The 9,545-nt window shown below is 29.5% G+C and carries 8 protein-coding genes; all 8 read right to left on the bottom strand.

Going from position 1 to position 9,545, the window contains the following annotated elements; all coding sequences use genetic code 11:
* Positions 1–819 (bottom strand): GA module-containing protein (locus HMPREF0078_RS09175; RefSeq protein WP_004838622.1); only part of this gene is annotated, 819 nt, incomplete at its 3' end.
* A 184-nt stretch (positions 820–1,003) separates the two neighbouring features.
* Positions 1,004–1,798: a TPM domain-containing protein gene (locus HMPREF0078_RS03025; RefSeq protein WP_004838620.1), complete on the bottom strand. Its 795-nt coding sequence runs from the start codon at positions 1,796–1,798 to the stop codon at positions 1,004–1,006.
* Between the two features lie 7 nt (positions 1,799–1,805).
* Entirely contained in the window at positions 1,806–2,393 is a 588-nt protein-coding gene (locus tag HMPREF0078_RS03020; protein ID WP_004838619.1) for a LemA family protein, read from the bottom strand.
* Positions 2,394–2,420: 27 nt separating this feature from the next.
* On the bottom strand, positions 2,421–2,921 hold the full coding sequence (gene nrdG, locus HMPREF0078_RS03015; RefSeq protein ID WP_004838618.1) for an anaerobic ribonucleoside-triphosphate reductase activating protein: 501 nt from the start codon (positions 2,919–2,921) through the stop codon (positions 2,421–2,423).
* 40 nt (positions 2,922–2,961) lie between these two features.
* Positions 2,962–5,082 (bottom strand): anaerobic ribonucleoside-triphosphate reductase, encoded by a 2,121-nt coding sequence (gene nrdD, locus HMPREF0078_RS03010; protein ID WP_004838617.1) that lies wholly within the window; start codon positions 5,080–5,082, stop codon positions 2,962–2,964.
* Positions 5,083–5,326: 244 nt separating this feature from the next.
* On the bottom strand, positions 5,327–7,906 hold the full coding sequence (gene clpB / locus HMPREF0078_RS03005; RefSeq protein ID WP_004838616.1) for an ATP-dependent chaperone ClpB: 2,580 nt from the start codon (positions 7,904–7,906) through the stop codon (positions 5,327–5,329).
* Between the two features lie 12 nt (positions 7,907–7,918).
* Positions 7,919–8,872 carry a DnaJ C-terminal domain-containing protein gene (locus tag HMPREF0078_RS03000; RefSeq protein ID WP_004838615.1) on the bottom strand — a complete coding sequence of 318 codons (954 nt, stop codon included), beginning with the start codon at positions 8,870–8,872 and terminating at the stop codon, positions 7,919–7,921.
* A gap of 162 nt (positions 8,873–9,034) precedes the next feature.
* A partial coding sequence (locus HMPREF0078_RS02995) for an InlB B-repeat-containing protein (protein ID WP_155811430.1) occupies positions 9,035–9,545 on the bottom strand: 511 nt, incomplete at its 5' end.

The following is a 9,545-nucleotide window of genomic DNA, read 5'->3' as shown; positions in this document are numbered from 1 at the left end:
AAATTTTGCATCAATTATTGCATCTAATAATTCTTTAGCATCTTCTTTTACTTTATTTACTGCATTTTTATCTTTTGCTTCATCTACTAATGATTTGAAATGATCTTTTTGTACTTGACTTAAATCTAATTTATCGATTTCTTCTTTTGTTTGTGCTTTTAAATTTTCTAATTCTTGATCTTCTTTGAATCCTTCAGGATCTACTACTGATTTTTTAACTTTATCAACTTGTGCTTTATCAAGAGCTTTGTTGAATGAGTTTATAATTTCGTTTATATCTTGACCTTCTTTTAGATCTGGTAAGCTAAATTTTACTTCACTTATATAAGTAGCTAAGTCTTGTGCTTCTATTTGATATTGTTTTGCTTCTTCTTTTGTAGTTGCATTGTCTACTTTTTGTGTAAAATGAGCTTTTTGAAAATCACTTAAATCTGCAGCGTTAATATTAGCCTTTGCTGATTCTTTAGCTTTTTGCAATTCTTTAGCGTCATTTTTATTATTAGTTAGAGTTACAGGTGCTAATTTTTTAACTTTTGCAATATTAGCAGGTTTAATTTCTTCTTTTTTATCATCTTTTTTTTCTAATATTTTTCCAATATCTTCTTTATCAGCTTTGTTTTCTGTAGCTTCTTTAGTATCATCTTTTTTCAACTCAGCTTGTACATCTTTTTTAATTTGATTGTTAGCTTCATTTTTTATTTCTAACTTACTTGTTTCCAAAGCAGCTTCTTCTGCTTTTGTTAAATTAGGTGCTATAACACCTACTGATAGTGCTAGAGCGATGACTGAACCCATCACTAATTTTTTATTATTTTTCATATTACACTCCTTAATATTATTTGTATGTCACCATTATATATATATATAAAGTCAAGTAAAAATATTTAAAGTATAAGAATTTTATTAAGAAATAAAATAATTAGATATTTTAAATTTAAAAATTTTAAAATTATTAAAAATTTGCAAAAAAATAAGCAAATAGTTTTCTATTTGCTTACTTATTTTATATTCCTCTGCTAGCTCCGCCGCCACCAGATGAGCCTCCTCCACCAGAGAAACCTCCTCCAGAAAATCCTCCAGAGCTTCCAGAAAATCCTCCAAAAGATCCGCCTGAAAATCCTCCGAAGCCACCATATCCTCCGTTTCTAAAACCTCCTCGGCTTACAAAAAATCTTGAGAATATCATAAATATTATAAATATTATTATTAAAGTTCTTAAATCTATTTCATCGTCTTTATCTTCTCTTAGCCTATCAGCATATTCGTCATAATCGCCAGTCAATTCTACTTGATATTCTTCTGCAATTTGTGAAACAATCGCATTGAATCCTTCTGTAATTCCTTTGGAAAAATCTCCATCTCTCATATAATCTAGCATATATTCATCGATTATTCTTCCAACTTTACCATCATTTAATCTTCCCTCTATTCCATAACCTGTTATAATTGAAATATCTTTTTTATCCTGACCTTTTCTTTGGGAGATTAAAATCAAAACTCCATTATTTTTTTCTTTATCTCCAATTTTCCATTTATTTAAAAGATCTGTTCCAACTTGCATTGGCTGATCCTCTACATCTTTTAGGGAAACATAAATTACTTGAGCTCCTGTTTTTTGTTCAAGTTCTTTGTTTACTTTTGTAAGATGGTCTTTGGTTTCTTGGTTTATTAAATTGAGTTCGTCATAGTAATAAGTATTTGGCGATTGTGGCAAATCATCTGCAAAAGATTTTTGAGGTAGAAAAAGAAGAATAAAGGCAAATAAAATAGTTACTATTATATTCTTTCTTTTTCTCATAATCTACCTAGCTACCGAAATTCACTTTTGGGGCATCTTGGGCTGATGCATCAGCTTCAAAATATTCTGCCTTATCAAATCCCATCATTTTTGCAAAAATACTTGTTGGAAATGATTTAACTTTTGTATTGTATGCTTTTACTTCTGCATTATAATTTTTTCTTTCTACTGAAATTCTATTTTCTGTTCCAGCAAGCTCATCCATTAGTTGAGTAAATTGCTTGTCAGCTTTTAAATCTGGATAAGCCTCAGCAACTACATTGATACTTCTTATAGCTTGAGACATTTGTTCATTTGCCTCAGCCAATTCTTTTGGTCCTTTTGCGTTTTGTATTCCTGATCTTGCGTTGGTAACTTCTGTTAATGTATCTTTTTCGTGTTTTGAATATCCTTTAACTGTGCTTACAAGATTTGGAATCAAGTCTGCTCTTCTTTGAACAACATTTTGAACTTGTGCATAGGATTCGTCAAGTTGTTCTTTTTGTTTTACAAGTCCGTTATATGAAGGTATTAAAACAATTATAGCAAGAGCAATCACTGCAATTATTGCTATAACTATTCCACCTACTCCTTTTCTCTTTTTATTAAGTTCCATTTAATCCTCCTAAATTTTATTTCTATTCTAATTATACCCATCTAGAAGAATTACTTTTTTATTTTCTAGAGATTTTTGTATATCAATTGTTCTTTGATTTGATGAGCCTTTAAATTTCAATCTCAAATCTTTTAATTCTTCAACAAAAAGTCCATCGACCAATACATCGCACATAGATAAAAGTTTTTTTGCATTTTCAATATTTACTAAAATTTCATACAAAAATCCCGAAAAAATCCAAATCGACTTGTCTGATTCTCCCCTAATTTTTTTTACAATTTTAATCAAATCTTCTGTCGATTCGAAAGGCTCTCCTCCCAAAATAGTAAGACCTTCTATCTCATCTTTTTTTAAATAGGTAATTATCTCTTGAGTTTGTTTATCTGTCCACAAATTTCCAAAATTTGGATCCATATATTCTTTATTAAAACAATTTTTGCAATTTGCATGACAGCCTGTGACAAAAAAGGAAGTCCTAATCCCCGGCCCATTTGCCACATCATATTTTCTAATTTGCCCGTATCTCATAAATCCTCCATAAAAAAAGTCTACTACCGTAGACTTTTTATTATATATGCAAAACTCTTGCCTTTATTTCTTTTGTTCTTCCTTCGTTCCAGAAATTTTCTCCCAAATATCCACAAGTTCTTCTTACAACTGTAAGTTTTGACCTATCTTTATTGCCACATTGTGGACAATACCATTCGTTATCGTCATTTAAAAGCATTTCTCCATCATAACCGCATTCTGCACAATAATCGGATTTTGTATTAAATTCTGCGTATTGGATATGGTTATAAATATATTCAACGATTGTTCCAAGAGCTTTTAAATTGTTTGCCATATTTGGAATTTCTACATAGGAAATACATCCTCCTGATGATAGGTCTTGAAATTCTGATTCAAAATCAAATTTTTCAAAAGCTGATATATTTTCTCTTACATCAACATGGAAAGAATTTGTGTAATAACCCTTGTCGGTTACATCTTTAATTTCTCCGAATCTTTTTCTATCTATTGAGGCGAACCTATTTGTAAGATTTTCTGCTGGCGTTCCATAAACTGCAAATTGAAGGCCTGTTTCTTTTATCCATTCTTGTTTTTTTTCATTTAATAAATTCATTATTTTAAGGGCAAATTCTTTTCCCTCTTTACTTGTATGACTTACACCTTTTACAAGTTTGCTTGCTTCATAAATTCCAATATATCCAATTGTAACTGTTGCGTAAGCATTTTTTAAAAGTGGTTCTATTCTTTCATGAGGTTTAAGTCTTGCTATTGCTCCGTGTTGGAAATGAATTGGAGATGAATCGCTTGTTACGTTTTTTAAATGTTCATATCTTAAAATTCCAACTCTTTTTACAAGGTCCATTCTCTTATTTAAAATTTCAAAGAATTTTTCTTCATCATTTTTTGCAAGAATTCCAATTTGTGGGAGATTGATTGTGCAAACTCCTATATTAAATCTGCCATCAAATTTATAATTTCCATTTTCATCCTTGTATGGTGGCAAAAATGCCCTGCATCCCATTGGAGAAAATACATTTCCTTCGTAATTTTCTCTCATTTTTTTGGCTGAAATGTAATCAGGATACATTCTTTTTGCCGTACATTTTATAGATAATTCTGTTAGGTAGTAATATTTGCTTTCTTTTTTTATATTATTTTCATCCAAAACATAGATTAATTTTGGGAAAGCTGGTGTTACATAAACTCCCGCTTCGTTTTTTATTCCTTGTAATCTTTGTTTTAAAATTTCTTCAATTATTCTTACAGTTTGGTCCAAGTATGGATCATTTTCGTCTGTGTGCATAAACAAAGTCACAAAAGGTGCTTGACCGTTTGATGTCATAAGAGTATTGATTTGGTATTGGATTGTTTGAATTCCAGATTCCAAATCTCTTTGAGTTAATTTTTTAGACATTGCCTTTATCTCATCTTCATTTGATAAAATTTCTTTTGCTAACTTATAATTTTTATTATAGGAAACTTCCAAATATTTTGAAAGACATGAAATATTTATCGATTGTCCACCGTATTGGTTTGAGGCAATTTGGGCAATAATTTGAGTCATAACATTACAAGCTACTTGAAAAGATTTGGGCGTTTCAATTGTCTTTCCATTTATAACTGTTCCATTATCTAACATATCTTTCATATTTACCAAACAGCAATTAAAAATTGGTTGAATCAAATAATCAAGATCGTGGATATGTATTGCTCCATCTTCGTGAGCTTCTACAAGGTCTGCGTCAATTAATTTTCTTTTTGCCAAATCTTTTGATACTTCTCCTGCTATCAAATCTCTTTGGGTTGATGCAATCAATGGATTTTTGTTGGAATTTTCATCCATTACATCAATATTTGTTCTTTCAAGTAGACCTATTATATCATCATCTGTTGTATTTGCTTCTCTTTTATAAGCATGGACTGACCTATAAGCCTCGTATGATTTTGCTGTTGCAGGATTTTTTTTATCGATTAATTTATAATAAACTTGATCTTCGATTTGATAAATTGAAATTTCTCTTTTATTTTCTGCTCTTTTTTCAATTTCATCTGCTATTTTTTCTGCTTGATTTTCTATATAAACACCATTTGGAGAATTCATAGCTTTTTCTATAGCTATTTTTATTTTTTCTTTGTCAAAATCCACCTTTTGACCATTTCTTTTAACAACTTTAACCATTTTGCACTCCTTTTTTAATACTCTTATAGTATACCATATATAGATATATTAAAACAAGAGCCACAATATCTTGTGTGTTTTAGGTTTTTTTGCCTGCATATTTTTTAAAATTTATTGGGCTTTCAAATACTTCGTTGAATAAATATAATTGAAAATTTTATTTAAAAAAATATTTTTTCTGCTAATTTAAACAAAATAAAAAGAGAAAATCTCAAAAAGAAATTTTCTCTTTTTATATTTATTCTTAATTTTTAACTTGATATTCTAATTCATTATTTTTATCTAAATCTATTATGACATGATCGCCTTCCATAATATTTCCTTCGATAATTTTTCTTCCTAGATTTGTTTCAATATTTGCTTGCAAGAATCTCTTGATTGGTCTTGCACCATATTCAACGTCGTAGGATTTATCTAAAATATATTCGTGAGCTTTCTTGCTAAGTTCAATTGTAATTTCACGACTTTCAAGTCTTTTTGAAATATCTGCAATTTGTAAATCAATAATTTTATATATTTGATCTGATGTTAATGGTTTAAACATTACAATATCATCAATTCTATTTAAAAATTCTGGTTTAAAAGAATTTCTTAAAGATGAATCGACAAGTTTTCTGTTTTCTTCATCAATACTTCCATCTTCTTTTAGTCCATCTATCAAATAAGTTGAACCAATATTTGATGTCATAATTATAATTGTATTTTTAAAATTAACAGTTCTTCCTTGACTATCTGTAAGTCTTCCGTCATCCAAAACTTGTAGTAAAATATTAAAAACATCAGGATGAGCTTTTTCAATTTCATCAAACAAAATTACTGAATAAGGATTGCGTCTTACAGCTTCTGTCAATTGACCGCCTTCTTCATAGCCAACATAACCAGGAGCTGCACCGATTAATCTTGATACAGAATATTTTTCCATATATTCTGACATATCAATCCTAATCATATTTTTTTCGCTATCAAACATAGCTTCTGCAAGTGATTTTGCAAGTTCAGTTTTACCAACTCCTGTTGGTCCAAGGAAAATAAATGAACCGATTGGTTTATTTATATCTTTTAGTCCAGATCTTGCCCTGATTATTGAATCTGATACGCTATCAACCGCTTCATCTTGGCCAATAACTCTTTCGTGCAACTTGTCAGCAAGTCCCAAAATTTTACTTCTTTCACTTTCTACAAGTTTATTTACTGGAATATTTGTCCAATTTGAAACAACATCAGCAATGTCTTCATCAGTAACTTCTTCTTTTATAGAAGAATTATTTTCTTGGTCCTTTTCTTTTTCTTTTAATTTATTTTCAAGTTCTGTAAGTTTTCCATATTTAAGCTCAGATAATTTTTCAAAATCGTAATTTCTCTCAGCTTTTTCGATTTCAACTTTTACCTTGTCAATTTCTTCTTTTATATCTTTTACAGAATTTATTGAATCTTTTTGGCTTTTCCATTTATTAAAATCAGCCTTGTATCTTTCATTAGCATCTGCCAATTCTTTTTCTAATGATTCTAATCTTTTCTTACTTTTTTCATCATCTTCTTTTTTAAGAGCTGCAATTTCAATTTGGACTTGTAAAATTCTTCTTTTTTCTTCATCCAAATATTCTGGCATTGTATCAATTTCAGTTCTTACAGTTGCACAAGCTTCATCCATCAAATCTATTGCCTTATCTGGCAAAAATCTATCAGTTATATATCTATTTGAAAGCTCTGCCGCCGCAATTACTGCTTGGTCTTGAATTCTAATTCCATGATAAATTTCATATTTATCCTTAATTCCCCTTAGGATTGAAATTGTATCTTCTACACTTGGCTCATCTACCAAAACTTTTTGGAATCTTCTTTCAAGGGCTCCATCTTTTTCAATATTTTCTCTATATTCATTTAAAGTTGTTGCACCAATTACTTTTATCTCTCCACGCGCAAGCATTGGTTTCATTATATTTGAAGCGTCCATTGAACCTTCTGTTTTACCAGCTCCAACTATTGTGTGAAGCTCGTCGATAAACATAATTATTTGTCCATCAGATTTTTTCACTTCATCAATAACTGACTTTAATCTTTCTTCAAATTGTCCCCTGTATTTTGCACCTGCAACTAAGCTTGCCATATCAAGAGCAAAAATTGTTCTTCCTTGAAGTGGTTCTGGCACATCTTTATTTACAATTCTTTGAGCAAGACCTTCGACAATTGCAGTTTTACCAACACCTGGTTTACCAATTAAAACAGGATTATTTTTCTTTCTTCTTGAAAGAATTCTTTGGCAATTTCTAATTTCACTATCACGTCCAATAACTGGATCGATTTTTCCTTCTCTTGCTTCTTTTGTCAAATTTCTACCATATTTTTCCAAAGGATTGTTTGTTTCTTCTGGATTATCGTTAGTAATTTTTTGACCTTTTCTGACCTTTTTAAGCTCATTTGAGAAATTTTTAGCGCTTAAACCAATCTCCTTAAAATAATCGCTTAATTCAGTATTTTCATTTAAAATAGTTAAGAAAATGTGCTCTGTTGAGATAAAAGAATCTCCCATTTTCTTTGCACAATCTTCACTTTTTAATAAAACTCTTTGAAAAATTGTATTTGGATAAATATTTGCTGAACCTGATTGGCTTGGCAAATTTTCCATTTTTTCTTCCATCTTGTTAAGTACTTTTTTGTACAAGTCCATATTAGACAAAACTTGGCTTACGAAAGAATCTGAATCTTCTATCAAAGCGTAAGCTAGGTGGATGATGCCAACTTCTGGGTTGGCATTTTTGATTGCTAATTGACTTGCTTCATTAATAGCTTCTGTTGATTTTTGAGTAAATTTGTTAAAATCCATAATCATATCCCCCTAATTTATTTCCTTTAATTTTTTATATAGGTCAATTTGATCTTCACTTAAATTTTTTGGATTATCGATAAGAATTTCTATATAAAGATCTCCAATTTTTCCTTTTAAATCCTTATATCCCTTACCCTTAATCCTAATTTTGTTTCCAGCTTCAATTTTTTCTGGAATATTTATTTTAAATTTTCCATTTGGACTGTCGACAGTAATTTTTTCGCCAAAATAGGCATCCCAAGGAGAAATTCTTTCCTTTTTAATAATATCAAGCCCATCAAGCCTGTAAGTTGAATCTTCCTCAATTTCTACTGTCACATAAATATCAGCATTCAAATTATATTTTGAACCATCAATTTTTAATTTTTTTCCACTTGTCATTCCACTTGGAACATTTATATTTATTTCTTTAATAGAATTTGTTTCTTTATCTTTAATTTTTAGCGTTCTAGATACGCCACTCATTGCTTCATCTAGTGATATATTAACCTTGGCTTTAATTTTTGATTTTTTATTTTTGCTAAAACCATTTTTAAAGCTTGAACCGAATCCTCCAAAATTTGTTGAAGAAGTTCTTGAAGATGCTCTTCCTCCACCAAACAAAGTTTCAAAAAAATCTGAAAATCCAGAGGATCCTCCTGTACTACTTGTGTAGGTATAAGATCCGTTTCCAGCTCCAAAATTTGAAAATATATCTGAAAAACCATATTGAGATGGGTCAAAATTTTGACCTTGACTAAAGTTTCCACTTTGTCCAAACATATCGTATTGTTTTCTCTTATTTTCATCAGACAAAACTTCGTAAGCTTCATTTATTTTTGCAAATTTTTTGCTGGCTTCTTTATCATCAGGATGAAGGTCAGGGTGGTATTTTTTTGCAAGCTTTCTATAAGCTTTCTTAATCTCTTCAGCGTTAGCTTTTTTATCTACACCTAATATTTCGTAATAATCTTGATATTTCATAAAACCTCCATCAATTTCTGACCATCTTTGACCTTAATCTTACTATACTAAGTTTTGATTTGATTTCAAGAATTATAAAAAATATTTTTGTCAATAAAATAAACAAAAAAAGGAGATAGAATTTTCATCCTATCTCCAAAATTTTTTGTTATTTTTAAATAATTATTTATTTATTTTTTGTTTTTTTCCTATTACAAAAAGTCCTAGACTTGAAATAAGTATTAGTATTACACTTATAAAAGCAATTGAATTAACTCCTGTTTTTGGAGAATTTTTTGCTTTTGTTTTTGAATTATTGTTTGTATTAATTTTTATTTCATTCTTTTTCCATTGAGCTACAAAAGTATGATCTTTCTCTACTTTATATTTATCGCCTGGTTTGTAGTTTGAACCTTTCCAATACAAAAATGTATAACCTTTTTTGCTAGGTGCTTGTGGAAGTGTGATATAATCTCCTTTTTTAATTTTCATAACTTTTGCTTTTGTATCGCCATTCCAATTTCCTCCGTTAGGATCTATTGTAATTGTAAATTCTTCAGTTACAACAGGAGGTATTTTTGCAATCCATTTAGCATAAACTGTCATATCTTTTGTAAGTTTTACTTGAGTGATTTTTTCTTTTAATTCTTTATCCTTATACCAGCCATCAAAAATAAAACCTTCTTTTTTTGGT

Origin of the sequence: Anaerococcus vaginalis ATCC 51170 (genome assembly GCF_000163295.1) — a bacterium.
In the GTDB taxonomy this organism is placed as follows: domain Bacteria; phylum Bacillota; class Clostridia; order Tissierellales; family Peptoniphilaceae; genus Anaerococcus; species Anaerococcus vaginalis.
The sequence above is the reverse complement of the archived record's forward strand: the minus strand, read 5'-3'. Positions and strand labels throughout refer to the sequence as shown.